Annotated in this window: 14 protein-coding genes, 3 tRNA genes and 4 pseudogenes; 11 read left to right on the plus strand and 10 right to left on the minus strand. The window is 69.0% G+C overall.

Translation table 11 applies throughout. The annotated features are described in order from the left end of the window. Window positions 1-28: 28 nt before the first annotated feature. From AQJ54_RS08620 to AQJ54_RS08635, 4 genes are all read right to left on the minus strand, one after another. On the minus strand, window positions 29-1,957 hold the full coding sequence (locus AQJ54_RS08620; RefSeq protein ID WP_062027842.1) for an ABC transporter ATP-binding protein: 1,929 nt from the start codon (window positions 1,955-1,957) through the stop codon (window positions 29-31). Beyond that, window positions 1,957-3,690, minus strand: coding sequence for an ABC transporter ATP-binding protein (locus AQJ54_RS08625; protein ID WP_062235650.1), 1,734 nt, complete (start codon window positions 3,688-3,690; stop codon window positions 1,957-1,959). Before AQJ54_RS08625 ends, AQJ54_RS08620 begins: the two co-directional genes overlap by 1 nt. A gap of 207 nt (window positions 3,691-3,897) precedes the next feature. Then, window positions 3,898-5,334, minus strand: coding sequence for an FGGY family carbohydrate kinase (locus AQJ54_RS08630; RefSeq protein WP_174856966.1), 1,437 nt, complete (start codon window positions 5,332-5,334; stop codon window positions 3,898-3,900). Window positions 5,335-5,499: 165 nt separating this feature from the next. Then, window positions 5,500-5,805 carry a hypothetical protein gene (locus tag AQJ54_RS08635; protein WP_020136332.1) on the minus strand — a complete coding sequence of 102 codons (306 nt, stop codon included), beginning with the start codon at window positions 5,803-5,805 and terminating at the stop codon, window positions 5,500-5,502. Window positions 5,806-5,962: 157 nt separating this feature from the next. On the opposite strand from AQJ54_RS08635, the gene AQJ54_RS08640 reads away from it, so the two are divergent. The 8 genes and pseudogenes from AQJ54_RS08640 to AQJ54_RS47560 form a co-directional block, all read left to right on the plus strand. Beyond that, window positions 5,963-6,035: transfer RNA gene (locus AQJ54_RS08640), tRNA-Asn, on the plus strand. A gap of 6 nt (window positions 6,036-6,041) precedes the next feature. Then, window positions 6,042-6,114 (plus strand) — tRNA-Asn (locus AQJ54_RS08645). 187 nt (window positions 6,115-6,301) lie between these two features. Next, window positions 6,302-6,375: transfer RNA gene (locus AQJ54_RS08650), tRNA-Ile, on the plus strand. Between the two features lie 255 nt (window positions 6,376-6,630). After that, window positions 6,631-6,945, plus strand: a complete 315-nt coding sequence (locus tag AQJ54_RS08655; protein ID WP_211278513.1) for a hypothetical protein — start codon at window positions 6,631-6,633, stop codon at window positions 6,943-6,945. Between the two features lie 291 nt (window positions 6,946-7,236). Next, entirely contained in the window at window positions 7,237-7,608 is a 372-nt protein-coding gene (locus AQJ54_RS08660) for a DoxX family protein (RefSeq protein WP_062235655.1), read from the plus strand. 109 nt (window positions 7,609-7,717) lie between these two features. After that, window positions 7,718-7,799: pseudogene (locus AQJ54_RS47730) on the plus strand (SAM-dependent methyltransferase); the annotation flags it as partial. Window positions 7,800-8,746: 947 nt separating this feature from the next. Further along, on the plus strand, window positions 8,747-9,817 hold the full coding sequence (locus AQJ54_RS08665; RefSeq protein ID WP_062235658.1) for an SGNH/GDSL hydrolase family protein: 1,071 nt from the start codon (window positions 8,747-8,749) through the stop codon (window positions 9,815-9,817). A 183-nt stretch (window positions 9,818-10,000) separates the two neighbouring features. Beyond that, a pseudogene (locus tag AQJ54_RS47560) lies at window positions 10,001-10,358 on the plus strand (transposase); the annotation flags it as partial. Here AQJ54_RS47560 and AQJ54_RS46045 read toward each other — a convergent pair. Continuing rightward, window positions 10,347-10,541, minus strand: a complete 195-nt coding sequence (locus AQJ54_RS46045) for a hypothetical protein (protein ID WP_162637282.1) — start codon at window positions 10,539-10,541, stop codon at window positions 10,347-10,349. The pseudogene AQJ54_RS47560 and the gene AQJ54_RS46045 overlap by 12 nt on opposite strands. 688 nt (window positions 10,542-11,229) lie before the next feature. Between AQJ54_RS46045 and AQJ54_RS08675 the strand changes: the two genes are divergently transcribed. The 3 genes and pseudogenes from AQJ54_RS08675 to AQJ54_RS47565 form a co-directional block, all read left to right on the plus strand. Continuing rightward, window positions 11,230-12,006: an alpha/beta fold hydrolase gene (locus AQJ54_RS08675; protein ID WP_107121054.1), complete on the plus strand. Its 777-nt coding sequence runs from the start codon at window positions 11,230-11,232 to the stop codon at window positions 12,004-12,006. Between the two features lie 294 nt (window positions 12,007-12,300). Next, complete coding sequence (locus tag AQJ54_RS46640) at window positions 12,301-13,146, plus strand: hypothetical protein (protein WP_062235661.1); 846 nt, start codon at window positions 12,301-12,303, stop codon at window positions 13,144-13,146. Window positions 13,147-13,202: 56 nt separating this feature from the next. After that, a pseudogene (locus AQJ54_RS47565) lies at window positions 13,203-13,514 on the plus strand (PIG-L deacetylase family protein); the annotation flags it as partial. Between the two features lie 336 nt (window positions 13,515-13,850). Here AQJ54_RS47565 and AQJ54_RS08690 read toward each other — a convergent pair. From AQJ54_RS08690 to AQJ54_RS44895, 5 genes and pseudogenes are all read right to left on the minus strand, one after another. Continuing rightward, window positions 13,851-14,255, minus strand: a pseudogene (locus tag AQJ54_RS08690) (PIN domain-containing protein); the annotation flags it as partial. After that, window positions 14,252-14,515, minus strand: a complete 264-nt coding sequence (locus AQJ54_RS08695; RefSeq protein WP_062235667.1) for a type II toxin-antitoxin system VapB family antitoxin — start codon at window positions 14,513-14,515, stop codon at window positions 14,252-14,254. The gene AQJ54_RS08695 and the pseudogene AQJ54_RS08690, both read right to left, overlap by 4 nt. A 199-nt stretch (window positions 14,516-14,714) precedes the next feature. After that, window positions 14,715-14,927 (minus strand): hypothetical protein, encoded by a 213-nt coding sequence (locus AQJ54_RS08700; RefSeq protein WP_062235669.1) that lies wholly within the window; start codon window positions 14,925-14,927, stop codon window positions 14,715-14,717. A 273-nt stretch (window positions 14,928-15,200) separates the two neighbouring features. After that, a complete protein-coding gene (locus AQJ54_RS08705; protein WP_062235673.1) occupies window positions 15,201-16,367 on the minus strand; it encodes a S1 family peptidase in 1,167 nt (388 codons plus the stop codon). A 208-nt stretch (window positions 16,368-16,575) separates the two neighbouring features. Continuing rightward, window positions 16,576-16,856, minus strand: a 281-nt coding sequence (locus AQJ54_RS44895; protein ID WP_169808226.1) for an FG-GAP repeat domain-containing protein, incomplete at its 5' end; no start/stop codon positions are given.

Below are 16,856 nucleotides of genomic sequence, written 5' to 3' on the forward strand. Positions count from 1 at the left end.
GGGGTCGTTTCGCAACGACCCCTTTCCGCTAGTCCACCTCTGCCACCGCCTGTGCGAACTGCGCCTTGTACAGGCGGGCGTAGGCTCCCCCGGCCTCCAGCAGGTCCGTGTGGGTGCCCTGTTCGACGATCGAGCCGTTCTCCATCACCAGGATGGTGTCCGCGTCCCGGATCGTGGAGAGGCGGTGGGCGATCACGAACGACGTGCGCCCGTGGGCCAGTTTGGCCATCGCCTTCTGGATCAGGACCTCGGTGCGGGTGTCGACCGAGCTGGTCGCCTCGTCGAGGACCAGGATCACCGGGTCCGACAGGAACGCCCGGGCGATCGTGATGAGCTGCTTCTCGCCCGCGCTCACCCCGCTGCCCTCGTCGTCGATCACGGTGTCGTAGCCGTCGGGGAGCGTGCGGATGAAGCGGTCCGCGTGCGCCGCCCTGGCCGCCTCCTCGATCTCGCCCCGGGTGACCTCGCGCGAGGCGCCGTACGCGATGTTCTCCGCGATCGTGCCGCCGAACAGCCAGGTGTCCTGGAGGACCATGCCGATCCCGGCGCGCAGTTCGTCGCGGGTCATCCGGGCGATGTCCACGCCGTCCAGGGTGATCCGGCCGCCCGAGACGTCGTAGAACCGCATCAGCAGGTTGACCAGGGTCGTCTTGCCGGCGCCGGTCGGGCCGACGATCGCGACGGTGTGCCCGGGTTCGACCTTCAGGGAGAGGTCCTCGATGAGCGGCTTCTCGGGGTCGTAGCGGAAGGACACGTGCTCCAGGGCGACCCGTCCGCGCAGTTCCTCGGGCCGCTCGGCGGCCTTGGGATCCGCCTCCTGCTCCTCCGCGTCCAGGAGTTCGAAGATCCGCTCGGCCGAGGCGACGCCCGACTGCACGAGGTTCGCCATCGACGCGACCTGTGTCAGCGGCATCGAGAACTGCCGGGAGTACTGGATGAAGGCCTGCACGTCACCGATGGACAGCGCACCGGACGCGACCCGCAGCCCGCCCACGACCGCCACCAGCACGTAGTTGATGTTCGAGACGAACATCATCAGCGGCTGCATGACCCCGCTGTTGAACTGCGCCTTGAACCCGGCCTCGTACAGCGCCTCGTTCTGCTCGGCGAACTGCGCCGCCGACTCGTCCTGGCGCCCGAACACCTTCACCAGGGTGTGCCCGGTGTACATCTCCTCGATGTGGGCGTTGAGCTTGCCGGTGGTGCGCCACTGCTGCACGAAGTGCGGCTGCGAGCGCTTGCCCACGCGCGTGGCGACCACGAACGACAGCGGCACGGTGACCAGCGCGACCAGCGCCAGCAGCCAGGACACCCAGAACATCATGGCGAGCACGCCGATGATGGTGAGCAGCGAGTTGATGAGCTGGCCCATCGACTGCTGGAGGGTCTGCCCGATGTTGTCGATGTCGTTGGTGGCGCGGGACAGCACCTCGCCGCGCTGGCGCTTGTCGAAGTACGACAGCGGCAGCCGCGACAGCTTCGTCTGGACGTCCTCGCGCATCCGGAACATCGTGCGGTTGACGGTCCGGTTGACCAGCCGCGTCGCCACCGCCATCAGCAGCCCGGCGATCAGGAACACCCCGACGGCGAGCAGCAGGACGTGCCCCACGGCCGTGAAGTCGATGCCCTCGCCGGGGGTGAAGTCGGTGCTGCGGAGCATGTCGGCGACCTGACCGTCGCCGCGCTCCCGCATGCGGGCCAGGACCTCCTCCTTGCTCGCCCCGGCCGGCATCTGCCGTCCGATGATGCCCGCGAAGACCAGGTCGGTGGCCTGGCCGAGGATCTTCGGGCCGACCACGTTGAGGCCGACGCTGACCACCACGCAGGCCAGCATGGCGTAGAGGGTCAGCCGCTCCGGCTTGAACTGGGCGAGCAGCCGCCTGCCGGACACCTTGAAGTCCAGCGAACGGTTCTCGGGGCCGCCGCCGGCCATCATGCGCCCCATGGGCCCGGCCATCAGGCAGCCTCCGCTTCCGTGAGCTGGGAGAGCACGATCTCCCGGTAGGTCTCGTTGTCCGCCATCAGCTCGCGATGGGTGCCGGTGCCGACGACCCGCCCCTCGTCGAGGACGACGATCCGGTCGGCGTCGCGGATGGTCGCCACCCGCTGGGCCACGATCACGACGGTCGCCTCCGCGGTCTCCTCGGCGAGCGCCGCGCGCAGTGCCGCGTCGGTCGCGTAGTCGAGGGCGGAGAAGGAGTCGTCGAAGAGGTAGATCTCCGGCCGCTGCACCAGCGTGCGCGCGATGGCGAGCCGCTGCCGCTGACCGCCGGAGACATTGGTGCCGCCCTGCGCGACGGGGGAGTCGAGCCCGTTCTCCAGCCGCTCGACGAAGTCCTTGGCCTGCGCCACCTCCAGCGCGTGCCACAGCTCCTCGTCGGTGGCGTCCGGATTGCCGTAGCGGAGGTTGGTGGCGACCGTGCCCGCGAAGAGGTACGGCTTCTGCGGCACCAGCCCGACGGTCTTCGCGAGCAGCTTCGGGTCGATGGTCGACACGTCGGTGCCGTCGACGAGGACCTCGCCGTCGGTCGCGTCGAAGAGCCGGGGGACCAGGCCGAGCAGCGTGGACTTGCCGCTGCCGGTCGAGCCGATCACGGCGGTCACCTCGCCGGGCCGGGCCACCAGGTCGATCGCCTTGAGCACCGGCTCCTCGGCGCCCGGATAGCGGAAGCCCGCCGCCCGGATCTCCAGATGCCCGTGCCGCCGCAGCTCGGTGACGGGCGCCGTCGGCGGGACCACGCTCGACGAGGTGTCCAGGACCTCCTGGATGCGCTCGGCGCACACCTCGGCGCGCGGCACCATCATGAACATGAAGGTGGCCATCATCACGGACATGACGATCTGCATCAGATAGGCGAGGAACGCGGTCAGGTCACCGATCTGCATGCCGCCGCTGTCGATCCGGTGGGCGCCGAACCAGACCACCGCGATCGACGACAGGTTCACCGTCGTCATGACCACGGGGAACATCAGTGCGAGCAGGTTGCCGGTCTTCAGCGAGATCTCGGTGAGGTCGGTGTTCGCCTTCCGGAAGCGCTCCTCCTCGTAGGTGTCCCGCACGAAGGCCCGGATGACCCGGTTGCCGGTGATCTGCTCGCGCAGCACCCGGTTCACGGTGTCGAGGCGCACCTGCATGGACCGGAACAGCGGCCGCAGCCGCCGTACGATCAACGTCACGCAGATGCCCAGCGTGGGCACCACGGCCACCAGCACGGCGGACAGCGGCACGTCCAGGCCGAGCGCGAGCACGATGCCGCCGACGCACATGATGGGCGCCGACACCAGCAGCGTGAAGGTCATCAGGGCCAGCATCTGGACCTGCTGAACGTCGTTGGTCGTACGGGTGATCAGCGTGGGCGCACCGAAGTGGCCCACCTCGCGTGCCGAGAACGACTGCACCCGGTCGAACACCGACGCCCGCAGGTCCCGGCCGAGCGCGGCCGCGGTCCGGGCGCCGTAGAACACGGCCCCGATGTTGCACACCACCTGCGCCAGCGAGATGCCGATCATGAGGGCGCCGTAGCCGAGGATGTAGCCGGTGTCCCCGTTCACCACGCCGTTGTCGATGATGTCGGCGTTGAGCGTGGGCAGGTAGAGGGTGGCGCAGGTCTGGAGGAACTGGAGCAGCACCAGGATGCTGATGGGTTTCTTGTAGGGCCTGAGATAGGTCCGTAGAAGTCGTATGAGCACGCTACGTCTCTCGGAGTCGGCGGCGGGCGGTTGGTTGCCCTTGGCCCCTATCGTCGGACACTCCACCCGCGTTACCTCAACCGATTAAGCCGACAGCAGTGCTTCTTGCGGCCTTACGGGTCCTCACGCCCGCCGGACTCCTACCGGACTCTTACCTTCCGCGGCTTGCTCTACCGGACGCCCGGTGCCTGTGCCAGGCCTTCGGGTCTAGCGGAACGCCCCCGGGTACATCTGCTCCCGCACCGCCACGAACTGCTGGCGCACCGCCTGGCCCACCGCCAGTTCCTCGCCCGGCTCCAGGACCTGGGCGGCCGGGCCCTGCCACATCGGCGGGGTGCGCGGATCGAGGGTGCCCTGGGAGGCGCCGAGTGCCCAGGCCGCCTGGCGGGCGGCACCGATCGCCGCGTAGTCCGCCGGCTGCGGCACCACGACCTGCGCCCCGAACAGCGCGGGCGCGGCGGCCTGTACGGCGGACAGCTCGGCGGCGGCCCCCAGCAGGAAGACCCGCCGCACCTCGACACCCCGGCCGCGCAGCACGTCGAGCGCGTCGGCGAGCCCGCACAGCATGCCCTCGAACGCGGCCCGCGCCAGGTGCTCCGGCTTCATCGACTCCCGCCGCAGCCCGCTGAGGGTCCCCGCGGTGTGCGGCAGGTTCGGCGTCCGCTCACCTTCCAGATAGGGCAGCAGGACGAGCCCGTGGGACCCCGGCGTCGACTTCATCGCCAGGTCGGACAGGCTCTCCAGGTCGCTCAGCCCGAGCATCTCGACGGCCCCGCGCAGGGTCCGTACGGCGTTCAGGGTGGTGACGACGGGCAGGTGCATGCCGGTCGCGTCGGCCAGAGAGGTGATCATCCCGGTGTTGTCGACGAGTGCCTCGCGGTGCACGGCCATCACGGACCCGGAGGCGCCCAGCGAGACGACGGCGTCCCCGAGCCCGATCCCGAGCCCGAAGGCGGCGGCCATGGTCTCGCCGGTCCCGGCGGAGATCAGCAGCCCCTCCGGGGTCGTACCGGCCGCCTCCGCCGGGCCGATCACCTCGGGGAGCATCACCTGGTGGCCGAGAGCCAGCTCGACGAGGTCGGAACGGTAGGAGCCGGTGGCGGCGGACCAGTAGCCGGTGCCGGAGGCGCCCCCGCGGTCGGTGGTTCTCCTGACCGGTCGCCCGAGCAGCTGCCAGACCAGCCAGTCGTGTGCCTGGAGCAGGACGGCGGTGCGCAGGGCGGCGTCGGGTTCGGTCTTGTTCAGCCAGCGCAGCTTGGTGACGGGCTGGGCGGCCTGCGGGACACACCCCACCGCCTGGGCCCACGCCTCGCGTCCGCCGAGCGCGTCGACGAGGTCGGCGGCAGCGACCTGGGCGCGCTTGTCGCCGCCGACCAGGGCCGGGCGGACGGTGTTGCCCTGGGCGTCGAGGGGGACGACGGCGTTCTGCTGGGCCGACACACCGATGGCCTGGACACCTTCGAGGAGACCCCCGCCGGCGGCCTCACCGAGGGAGAGGAGCCAGGCCTGGGGGTCGACGTCGGACGGTCGGCCCTCGACCGGGTGCGGCGCGTACCCCTGTTTGAGCACGGCTCCCGTGTCCGCGTCGCAGACCACGATGCGAGTGAATTCGGGCGAGCTGTCCAACCCGGCGACTATCCCCATGGCGCGAATTCTATGGGCGTAGCGTCGCGGCTGGTGCGCGGCGACGGCGGCCGCGGAATCGTCCTCGCTGGTCGCGCCGTCCGCCGCGCTCCGGGGTAGTTTTCGTCACCCCGTCGTTCAGGTGGTGCTGGTGCTGGTGCTGGTGTGGTGCTGGTGTCCCGGGGTTCAGGTGTTGCTGGTGCCCCAGTCGTCCTCGGGGGCGCCGTTGTGGTTGCGGTCGCGCAGGGAACGCACCCGCTGGGTCACCGACTCCGGGACCCGGTCGCCGACCTTGTCGCTGACCACGTGGTAGGCCTTGCCGGCGAACTGGCGGCCCTGCTGGGCGGCGGTCTCGGCGGTGTTGCGGACCGCGGGGTTCTGGGCGACCTGGCGTGCGGACTTCTTCAGCTGTTCGTAGCGCTCGCGTCCGGCACGGGTGCCCAGCACGTAACCCAGTGTCAGTCCGACAACGAACGTGAGCTTGTAACGCATGGTGGCCGCCCTCTCTCTCGCGTGGTCTCCGGTGCGACGTCGGTGCCGGGGGAACCGATTGGCGGAGCACCCCCCTGCTTGCGCTAATGTATGTGTCGCAGCGAGCGCCCGCCCCCTGGCGAATACCCAGGGAGGTACGTTCGATGCACCGAGGCGATCCTCCGTAGCTCAATTGGCAGAGCAGCCGGCTGTTAACCGGCAGGTTACTGGTTCGAGTCCAGTCGGGGGAGCTTCGATCTTCCGTAGCTCAATTGGCAGAGCAGCCGGCTGTTAACCGGCAGGTTACTGGTTCGAGTCCAGTCGGGAGAGCAGGGAAGCAGGAAAGAGGCAGGACGAAGGAGGACCCCGATGGGGTCCTTTTTCATGTGCGGGGGAACCGTGCAGGTCACGGCGGAGTCCTGAAGGGCATGCGAAGTCGCCCCTGCGGAGCAGGAGATCGTATGAGCGGCTATGCTGCGGCAGACGGCGCGCACACATGTACGCGACACGCCGCTATGGGGCGGTAGCTCAGCCGGTTAGAGCAGCGGACTCATAATCCGTCGGCCGTGGGTTCGAGTCCCACCCGCCCCACTTGCGCAGGCCTGTGACCTGCGGAAACGTTCAATTTGTCCTGGCGGATCGTCAACTTTGCCTCAACGGACTGAATCCGCTGCTCGTGAGTTTGAGACGCAATGCAGCTTGGGACGCGAGGACTTCTCTGACCTGCGGCGATGCGAGCAGGCGTGTAACTGACTCCGCTGTGCCCGTTCTGAAGTGCTCTGGTCGGCGGGTTCCGTGTGCGGGGCCTGTTACGACGCCTGCCCAGTCAAGATCGACATTCCCGAGGTGCTCGTCCATCTGCGGGCGAAGGCCGTGGAGGCCAAGCGGCGGAACCGGCTGCTGCTCACCCCCGAGGCGCTCGCCATGAAGGCCGCGGGCAAGGTGCTGTCCGCCCCGAGGCGGCTGGCGGCGGTTCAGCGACTCGCCGCACCGGGTGCCCGGCTGGTGGCCCGCGACGGCCGGATCGGAGTCCTGCCCGGCCCGTTAGCCCGCTGGTCCGGCACCCCTGACACCCCCGCGCCGGCCCGCGAATCCCTGCGCGCCTGGTGGCGACGGACGAGGGAAGCAGGCCGTACGACGACGGAAGGGAAGGGCCGATGAGCGGCCGCGACACTGTACTGGGCGCCATCCGCAGCGCGCTGGTCGACGTGCCGGATGGCGAGGTTCCCGACGGCGACCCCGTCCCGCACGATCCGCGCTCCCACGAGGCGGGGCCGGACGTCGTCGAGCTGTTCATCCAACGCGCCGCCGACTACCGCGCCACTGTCGTCCGTGTGCCACCGTCCGACGCCGTCGCCGCCGTGGGCCGCGCGCTGGCCCGTACCGGAGCAAGGTCGGTCGTGCTGCCCCCGGGTTGGATTTCTCTTCCCTCGCAAGCCTCCGGAGTGCTCGGTGAACGTCCTGTTGTGGGTTGTCCAGTCCCTCCTCGCCGCCGCCTTCCTCGCCGTCGGTGCCATGAAGATCTTCCGGAACAGGACTGAACTCGCGGCCACCTTCGGCTGGGTCGAGCAGTTCTCCGACCTGAGCGTGAAGGCGATCGGCGCCCTGGATGTCCTGGTGGGCTTCGGCCTGGTACTCCCGTGTGCCACTGACATCGCCCCGACGCTGGTCCCCTGGGCGGCGCTCGGCGGGATAGCTCTCGCGGGCGGCGGTTCGGTGGTCCACCTGCGCCGGTCCGAGACCCAGCTCGCCGCCGTGAATGTCCTCTACATAGCCCTGCTGGCCCTGATTGCCTGGGGCCGCTTCGGCCCGTACGCCTACTGACGGCCTGAGACCGGGCCGCCACTGTTCAACACGCTGACGTACCGACCTCGATCCCGGTGACGTCGATGTGGCAAGGCGTGCTGAGTGGAGACCAAACTGGACCTGGTCCTGCCGCAAGCTCGCCCTGCCGTGAGGCGCAGCGGCTGCTGGACGTGGGCTGCGGCTGGGGCTCGCCGGCCATGCGTGCGGCCGAAACTGAAGATGGAACGGCGGGGCCCGCACTGGCCCCGTGAGGTGCCGGCTCAACCAGTGGCAGGACACGGGCGGGGTGCCTCCACGGCTGACGATGCCGCCGTCATCCAGTACACCTGCAACGGCGCCGCGAACCAGATGTTCACCCTCAACCCCGTCACCGCGCTCGGCACAGCAAGGACTACCAGATGGTCGCCGCCACAGCGTCAAATGCGTCGACGTCAGCGAGACCTGTCCCCGGTCTTGTGGGCGACATCGGCTGTCTTCGCGGGCCTCGTTCGACCGGCTGTCAAATCGCTCGCAGCGTCCATCGACGAGTTGAATACGGTGTTCGCGGTCGAGCAGGCTGCCGCGTGCTGTCCAACTCCGCGAAATAGGCGGGCCGGTTTAATCACCAGCTTCTGCATTCTGCGACCGGCGCCATTCGACCCGCCGAACACGAGGCCGATTACTACCCTCAGCGCCAGCCCTCAACCGGGTGTCGGACCCGCCCGTACTGCCTCCACTGTTCCCGGAACGGTCCAGTGCGTGCAGGTGGGTGGGCCTGTCGCGCGGAGGACTCACCACTCAGTCGATCACTCAGCGAATGGCTACCAACGGGTCCGGTCACCAATTCCCGGCCGACCGCGCCTTATTGATGACTACGCCTGTCATCGTAACCGTCCCTTTATCGGCTCCCCTTACCAAGTCGCTGTGACGCTTGCTAGGTTGAGCCCGCGCCTCGATGCGAAGGCGGGCAGATCCCGCAGCCTCACAAAAGGCGTTACCCCCCCCATGCCTTCACCAAGGCCTTCTTCAGGTGCCCGAACCGTAGCGACAGAATTCGCGCCGCTTCCGGCACATTTCACGCCGCGTCCTTCTGGCATTCACCCCCCCAACAACTGGAAAGCGCTCGTAAGTGATGAGATCCCTTCAGAGTGTCGGCCCCCGGCTGGCTCTCGCTGCCATGACGATCGTGCTGGGCACTCCCGGACTGGCCGCCGCCGACGAGGCGACCGGCGCCAAGGACACCACGTACTACATCTCGCTCGGTGACTCCCTGGCTTCCGGCTACCAGCCGGACGTCGACAAGGACACCGACGTCGCCTACACGGACCAGCTCTACGCGCAGCTCAAGCAGCGCACCCCCGGACTGAAGCACATACGCCTGGGTTGCACCGCCGAGACCACCGAGTCTCTGATCAAGGGCGGAAAGTGCGACTATCCGCACGCCAAGTCCCAACTGGACGCCGCCCTGCAGGCCATGGCCCAGCACCACGGCAAGGTCGCCTACGTGACCCTCAGCGTGGGCGCGGACGACATCCTCCTCAACTGCGTCACCCCGGCCCGCACCCTCGACGGGGCATGCCTGAACAGCAAGAGCCAGACCATGGCGCAGAACCTCGCCCAGATCGCGGGCGCGCTTCGCAAGGCCGGTACGGGCAACACCCAGTTCGTGGGCTCGACGTACCACAACCCGTTCCTGGCTGCCTGGCTGCAGGGCGCCGCGGGGCAGCAGGCCGCCAAGGAGTCGGCGCCCCTGGTCGCGGCCGCCAACACCGGGATCGCCCAGGTGTACAAGTCCACCGGCTTCAAGGTGGCGGACGTGGCCGGGGCCTTCTCCTCGAACGACTTCACCACACTGGTGAACGTGCCCGGCGCGGGCGAGGTGCCGGCGAACGTGGCCAAGATCTGTCAGCTGACCTGGGCCTGCACGAAGCAGGACCCCCACCCCAACGCCGAGGGCCACAAGGTGATCGCGGGCGCCTTCGCGGCGCAGCTTGCCCAGGTCGACGCGCCCGGTGAAAGCCCGTCCCCGACCCCCACCCCCAGCGCGTCGGCCACGCCCGAGCCCGGCGCCAGTACCGGCAGCGGCACCGGCGCGGGGGCGAACCAGCCGACCACGAACGGGGATCTCGCCGACACAGGCGCGTCGAGCAGCACACCCGTCCTGGCGGGCGCCGGTCTCGCGGTCGCGGCCGCCGGCACCGCCGCGGTCTACTTCGCGCGCAGGCGCCGTACGAGCGAACAGCGCTGACGAAGAGTCACCAGTCTGCCTGGTAGGTGTGGTCGGGCACTCTGAGTTCGTCTCGAAAGGACGCCGGACGCCACCCCGGCCCGCTAAAACCCGAGTGGCGTCCGGAACCGACCTCCAACGGGTGCCAGGCGAAGCCTCCAGGGCCGCCGTCCTAGGCTTCGCTTGGCACCGCCCCGACCTCAGCGTGGCGCCCGCCCGGACGGCGCCCCGATCTACGTGATCCTGGACAACCTGTCCGCCACAAAGGCGCCAGACATCCGCCGCAGTGCGGAGAAGAACAAGGTCGAGTTGCGCTTCACCCCGACCTACGCCTCGTGGGCGAACCCGATCGAGGCCCACTTCGGACCGTTGCGGCAGTTCACCATCGCCAACTCCCACCACCCCGACCACACCGTTCAGACCCGGGCCCTTCACGCCTACCTGCGCTGGCGCAACGCCAACGCCCGCCACCGTGACGTCCTGGCCGCCGAACGACGTGAACGCGCCCATCCGCAGTGAGAAAGGCATCCGCTGGGGCGGTCGGCCCCTGTCAGCGGGAGCACTGGGTCGGTGGCAAGGTGCGTCGCCGAGATCGTTGGGCGGCGGTTGCCAGATAGCGTTCCAGCACGCCGATGGCCAGTGCTGATGCGGCCATCAGCCCGAACACGATCGCGCTCGGACTGCCGCCGCGATGGCGCTCCCAAATACGGAAATCGACCAGCAGGACAACGGCTGCAAACAGCACGACCTGTATCCGGAGACAACGTCTGGCCTGTGGAAATGGCCACAGAGGCTCCGCCTCGAGCAGAGGGGCGGCCTCTGCGCGTTGGAAGGGAAATCCGCTGCGGGCGGGTTCGAAGGCCGTCCTTGAGCTGGCGCCATCGTCCTTCGGGCCTTCAGCACGATCCTGTCGGGCCTCATTGAGACCGAGTTGAGGCCGCAAGGACAGGAACAGAGCGACAAGGGCTGACTGGCCCCAACATGGATAACCTCGTCTGACCTGCGAAAACGTCAAGGATGAGCGTTGATCGGCAAGGACCGCCGAGATCCTCAAAGGACTCATGATCCGTCGGCCGTGGGTTCGAGTCCCACCCGCCCCACCTGTGCAGGTTCTTGACCTCCGGAAACGTTCGATTTTTCCCTGTCGGGTCGTCAATCGGTATTGATCCACGCTGTTCTGGCCTGCGTAGATGTCGCGTTCCGGTGACGGCGTGAGTGGCGGCGGGTGGTGTGTGCGAGGCCTTGGGCGCTGAGGCCGTCCCACCCTCGGCGGAGCGCGGCGAGCTGCTCGGGTGCGCTCGGCCCGGAGGAGCAGGTCAGCGCCGCGGAGTGGTGGCTGCCGCGGGGATGAGTTTCGGGGACGGGGCGAGTCTGTACAGATATGGAGACTGCGCGGGCCGCTGCCGGCCGTCGATGGGCGTCCGCCGTTGTTCATGATCGGGCAGCCCATGGACGCTTCCGGCTTCGTGGCGCTCGCCGCACGTTTCCCTGAGCGGACGGTGGTCACCTATGACCCGCGGGGTCTGGGCCGCAGCGTCCGTAACGACGGGCGGGTCGACCACTCACCGCGGACCGAGGCTGACGACGTGCACGCTGTCATCGAGGCCCTCGGGGTGGGGTCGGTGGAGATGTTCGCCAGCAGTGGGGGAGCGGTCACCTCGCTCGCGGTCGTGGCGGCGTATCCGGCCGACGTGACCACTCTGGTCGCGCACGAGCCGCCGCTCATCACCCTGCTGCGGGACGCCCCGGCGGCCGTGCGGGCGCGGGCCGCGGTCACGGAGGCCTACGAGAAGCGGGGGTCGGGGGCCGGGATGGCCGCGTTCGTGGCGATGACCTCGTGGAAGGGGGAGTTCACCGACGCGTACCTCGCACAGCCACCGGCCGATGCCGCGGCGTTCGGGACGCCCACGGAAGATGACGGCTCACGGGGTGATCCGCTGCTGTCCGACCGGTCATGGGCGGTCAGCGACTATCGACCGGATGCCGAGGGGGTCGCGGCCGCGCCGACCCGCGTCGTGATCGCTGTGGGCGAGGAGTCCGAGGACGTGCTGACCGGGCGCACCGCCGTCGCGACCGCTGAACTGCTAGGGCAGCGGGTGAGCGTGTTCCCGAGCCATCACGGCGGGTTCATGGGCGGGAAGTTCGGCTATGCGGGCAAGCCCGACGAGTTCGCGCATCGACTGCGCCAGGTCCTTGACGGCGCCTCATAAGCCAATCGCAGGCCGGGAGTTCTGCTGCCCAGTGCGCGAGGGTGTCCCGGCCGAGTTTTTCCGCGCGCTCCCCGATTGCCGTACGCGTGGCTGGGACGGCGGCTTCGCATTCGAGGGCAGCGATGCTCAGCCCGTTGCCGGTGGCGGGGTCGATGAGGTGACAGCCGCTCGCGCGATCACCGCCGCTCCCAGTTCGGTCGAGTCTCCTGGCTGTCGCAGGCAGGAGACCGAGTCTCTCTCCCCTCTCGCGGTCCGCTATGAACCTATGTATGGCGATATCAGTAGTATTGCCTCATGCCGATCAAGCGGCTCGTGGTCTTCCGGTTTCACCGCGACCCTCTGGTCTGCCGGACCCGTGTCGACCTGATCCGGCGGCTCAATCCCGGCGTGCCCGTGCACGGTCTCTTCGGTGGGCCGGGTGGTGCGCGCGGCGCGGCCTTCCGGCTGGCCGGTCGACGGGTGCTGGGGCTGGACGCGCTGTACGTCTCGCGGCACAGCGGTCCCTGGAACTGGAAGAACGGCGACCTGGTGCTGCTGGACTGGTACCGCGAGACAGGCCACCGGCTGTCCTTCGACGTCCTCCATTTCATCGAGTGGGACCTGCTGCTGACAGAGCCCTTGGAACGGGCCTACGCCGGGGTGCCGGCCGGCGCCGTCGGGCTGACCGTTCCGACGCCCTTGAGCGTCATCGGCGACGACTGGCGCTGGATCGCCGGACAGGACGAGGCCCGGGAGTGGCGGGAACTCCTGGCCTTCGCCCGGACCCGCTACGGCTACGGCTGCGATGACGGCTACGACCCGGTCCCGCACGGCTGCCTGGGCGATGGTCCCTGCTTCCCCCGGGCGTTTCTCGACGACTACGCGGCCGCCGACCCGCCCGCCCTCGGCAACGACGAGCTTCGCTACCCGCTGTTCGCCCAGCTCCTGGGGTACCAGGTGGTCGACACGGGATTCCGGCGCGCCTGGCACTGCCCGGCGGACGACCCGTACTTCAACGCCTTCGGCGACAGGAACATCGAGAGGGCGACGATCGCCGCGGAGCTGGCGAAGCCGCACGGCCGCCGCGCCTTCCACCCGGTCCGAACGCCCCTGCGCGGGCTGCACTCCTTTCCTGTACGTCGGTCGGCGGGCGGCGGTTGAGGCGGCGGCGACTAACGATCGCGGAGTCCAGATGCGCGGAGCGTGTTGTCGCCGTGGTGGCGCATCCTGACGACGCCGAGCTCCTCGCCTACGGCACCCTGCGGCGCTACCGCGAACTCGGTGCCACGGTGACCGTGCTCTGCCTGACTCACGGGATCAACGGTGTCTCCGTCATCGACGCGGCTCGTGGTGCCCGCCTCACCGAGAGGGAACGGATCGACGAGGCGCAGGCCGCGTGGGACGGAGCGGGCGTGGAGGTGACCTGCCTCGGACTGCCCGACGGGGCCCTGCACCCGGACCGCGAGCTGATCTCGCTGGTCGAAAGCGACCTCATCGCCCGTGAATGCACCACGCTGATCACACACAGCCCACACGGCCGCCAACGATCACCAGGACCACCTCGCCCTCGGCGGGGCCACCACCAATGCCGCCGCCCGCGTCCCCACCTGTCACACACTGCTGTACGGCGAGCCCCACGCGCCCTGCAGCGGGTTCTCGTCGACATCACCGAGTTCCTCGACGACAAGATCAAGGCCCTGTCCCGGCACACCGGGTCTGCGCCGACATATGCCGTGACCTGCGGAGACTTCTCATCTGGGGCGCGGGGGCGGGGCGTTGGGTCACGGAGCTTTACTCAGACCTGCGCGGTCACGGTCGGGCGGTCGGATCGGTCTGAAGCTCGGCATCGCTCGAGCTTTACTGCCGAGGTCTATCGCGCGGACCGGCTGCCCTGTCGTGCGGGCGATGGTCTCGAAGTCGCGGTCGTAGTGGAGGAGGGTGAGTCCCGCTTCTTCCGCGGCTGCGGCCACCAAAAGGTCGACGGGGCCCGCGCTGCGGTGTTCTCCCTTGGCGGTCAGTTGTTCCTGGACGACACGGGAGCGGCGGTGGACGCCGTCGGGCATGGGGCACCAGGCGTAGTGGGCGTCGAGGGCTGCCTTCATGCGCGTGCGGTCCTGGGCGGAGCGGGCCGAGTAGAGGACTTCCAGTTCGGTGAGGTCGCAGATCGCGACGAGGCCGGCGCCGATCCTGTCGTCCCATTCGGCGGTGTTCTGGCGGAGCAGGACGCGGGCGAGGGCCGAGGTGTCGATGAGGTAGTCGGCGACGGTCACGCGTCCGCTCCGGTCCCGCGGTCTTCGGTCGCGGCGGCCGCGCTCATGGGGCGGTAGGCGCGCTTGTCCAGCAGCAGGCCCATGTCCAGGGCGCCCTCGGCCGCCAATTCGCGGGCTTCGTCTAGTGCGCGGAGCCGTCGGTAGCGGGCCGTGACTTCCCGCAGGGCTGTGTTGATCGTGTCGCGCTTTGTAGTGGTGCCGAGTTCTTTGGCCGCTTCTTCCAGTGCCTCGTCGTCGAGATCGATGACCGTACGGCTCATGGTGGCCTCCCGGGTGGGATATATAAACCTGAGTGTATCAAGATACAAGATCTTTTGTATATCGGGTAAGTCCTGTCCCTGTCGGAGGTCCGTCGAAGCAGCACACGGCGATGGTGTGGTCGGGAAGGTGATCGGGGTGGGTGTCGGTGGCCAGGAGCACGGTGTAGACGTCGTGGTCGAAGACCTGGACGGGCTGGGGTTACGTGCTCATCCACGCGATGCCGTGAGCTCCCGCTGCGACGGGTTCGACAGCGTCCACCATGCGGCGCAACACGTCGCCAGTGCGCCCGGCGGAGAGGAACTGCCCGGGGGTGAGCTGTGCGGTGGGCACGTGCGGCAGCATGGCGTTCGGGCCGTCCGCCAGGTTGTCGGCGGTGTTCCGGTAGCCGAGGACGTGGATCAGGCCATGCACCGGATGGTGCTGCCTTCCACAGTGCAGATCGTGCCGGAGAACGCGGCCTCACCCGTGGAGATGCACGCGGCGGCGAGGTACCGGCCGACTGTTCGTGGTGACTTCGGCGGCTGCGGGATCAGTGGCTGAGCACGTGGAAGGAACGGAACGGGGAGAGCCCACGGTTGTCGGCGGTGTCGACTCCACCCGACACCGCCGACGACCGGGGGCTCTGTCACCCCGCCGTCCCGTTGCTGGACAAGCCCTCAGCCCTTCGGGGCGATCGGCCCCGGTCTAGGCATTCGACGACAGACCAAGATAGGTGCCGTTGAGCGCCCCGAAGGAGTTCACCGGGCTGCTCTGTGCGAGGGTCGTTCCGAAGCAGACCGACCAGGAATTCGCCCCGACACCCGAGGATGGGCACTTCCAGTCGCCCAAGTGCGTGCCGGAGGCGGTGTAGAGGTCCATCCGCGCTTGCGCGCCGTAGAGTCCGGCTTGGTTGTTGCGCACGATCACCGCTGCCTGGACCCCGGTTCCGCTGGACGACCTGATCGCGCAGACCTGCGCGAGCACGTTGGTGGCGATCGTCTTGCTGCCCCCGCAACGCCACGTGCTGGAGCTGGAAGTGATCGGGTTCGTGTTGCCGTAGGCGCGCCAGACCCCGGCCGCGGCCGCAGGGGGAACGGCGACAGTGGAGACCCAGGAGCGCAGGTCGTCCACACGGGTGCTGACCGCGCCCGTCCGGGTCACGGCCGGATCGGTGCCGAAGCAGCCGCCCTGCCAGGATCTGCTGCTGACGGCGACCAGTTCCGGCTTGCCGCCGGCCACGCGCACGGCAGGGCCCCCGGTGTCGCCCATGCAGACACTCGCGCCGTTCTCGCCGGTGGTGGCGACCGTCTCCGTGGTGACCGAGTCGACGGCGAAGGTGCCGCTGTGCAGACGCAGCGGGGACCATTCGGTGGCGGTGCGGCCGTATCCGGCCACCGTCAGCTTCTCGCCGGGCGTGGCCGCGGTGGCGGCCAGACTCACGGGTGCGATGGTGGTGACGGGGCGGCTGAGCCGCGCCAGGACGGCGTCCCGTGACGGGTGCGCGACGAGTTCCACGACCGTGCGGGTCTCACCGCCGGAGGTCGTGAGGTCGGTGCGGCCGACGGTCGCGGTGGTCTTGAGCGTGGGCGCGCCGGCCGGTATGCCGAGGCTCGTGTTCGGGTCGTCGGCGAAACAGCTTGTGGCGGTGAGCAGCCAGTACGGGTCCACCAGGGCCGCGGAGCAGGCCTTCTGGCCGTCGCCGATGTCAAGGCGGGCGGTGAACGCGAGCGTGCCGTCCACCGCGGGGGTGCCGGAGACGGCGTTCGCGGCGGTGGCGCTCAGCGCCAGCAGCATCGCGACGAGTGGTGCGGCGAGGCGGGTGGCGAATGTTCTGGTGAGGGGCACGGGGCGTTGGTCTCTGAGGTGTCGCATGACCTTGGCTTCCTTGGTGGGAGACGCGTGCGGCTCATGCGCTCGACGGGCCCCCGCAGGGACGGAGCCGAGGCGCCGGTGAGGGTGCTGCTGGGCGGACCCGGGGTCGGCGAGCCTGCGCTCGCGTCGCTCCGGGTCCGCGCGGTGTCGGCAGCGGCCGTGGGCCGTGGCGCCGGAGGGATCGTTCTCGTCAGAGGGAGCGTTCTCGTCAGAGGGTGATCATCACGGTGCCGCCGTCGAAGTAGGTGCCCATGTTCTTGCGGACGGCGACTTTGCCGTCCGCAATCGTGTGGACGAACAAGTCGGCCTTTCCGTCACCGGTGGAATCGCCGAAGCGGATGCGGCCCATGTCGGTGCCGGTGACGAATCGGCCCCAGCCGGCGCTCCAATGGGTGCCGCCGTCGAAGTAGGTGCCCATGTTCTTGCGGACGGAGACATTGCCGTCTGTGCCGTGCACGATGAGGTCGGCTTTTCCGTCGCCGGTGATGT

The organism is Streptomyces griseorubiginosus, from assembly GCF_001514195.1.
Lineage (GTDB): Bacteria > Actinomycetota > Actinomycetes > Streptomycetales > Streptomycetaceae > Streptomyces > Streptomyces griseorubiginosus.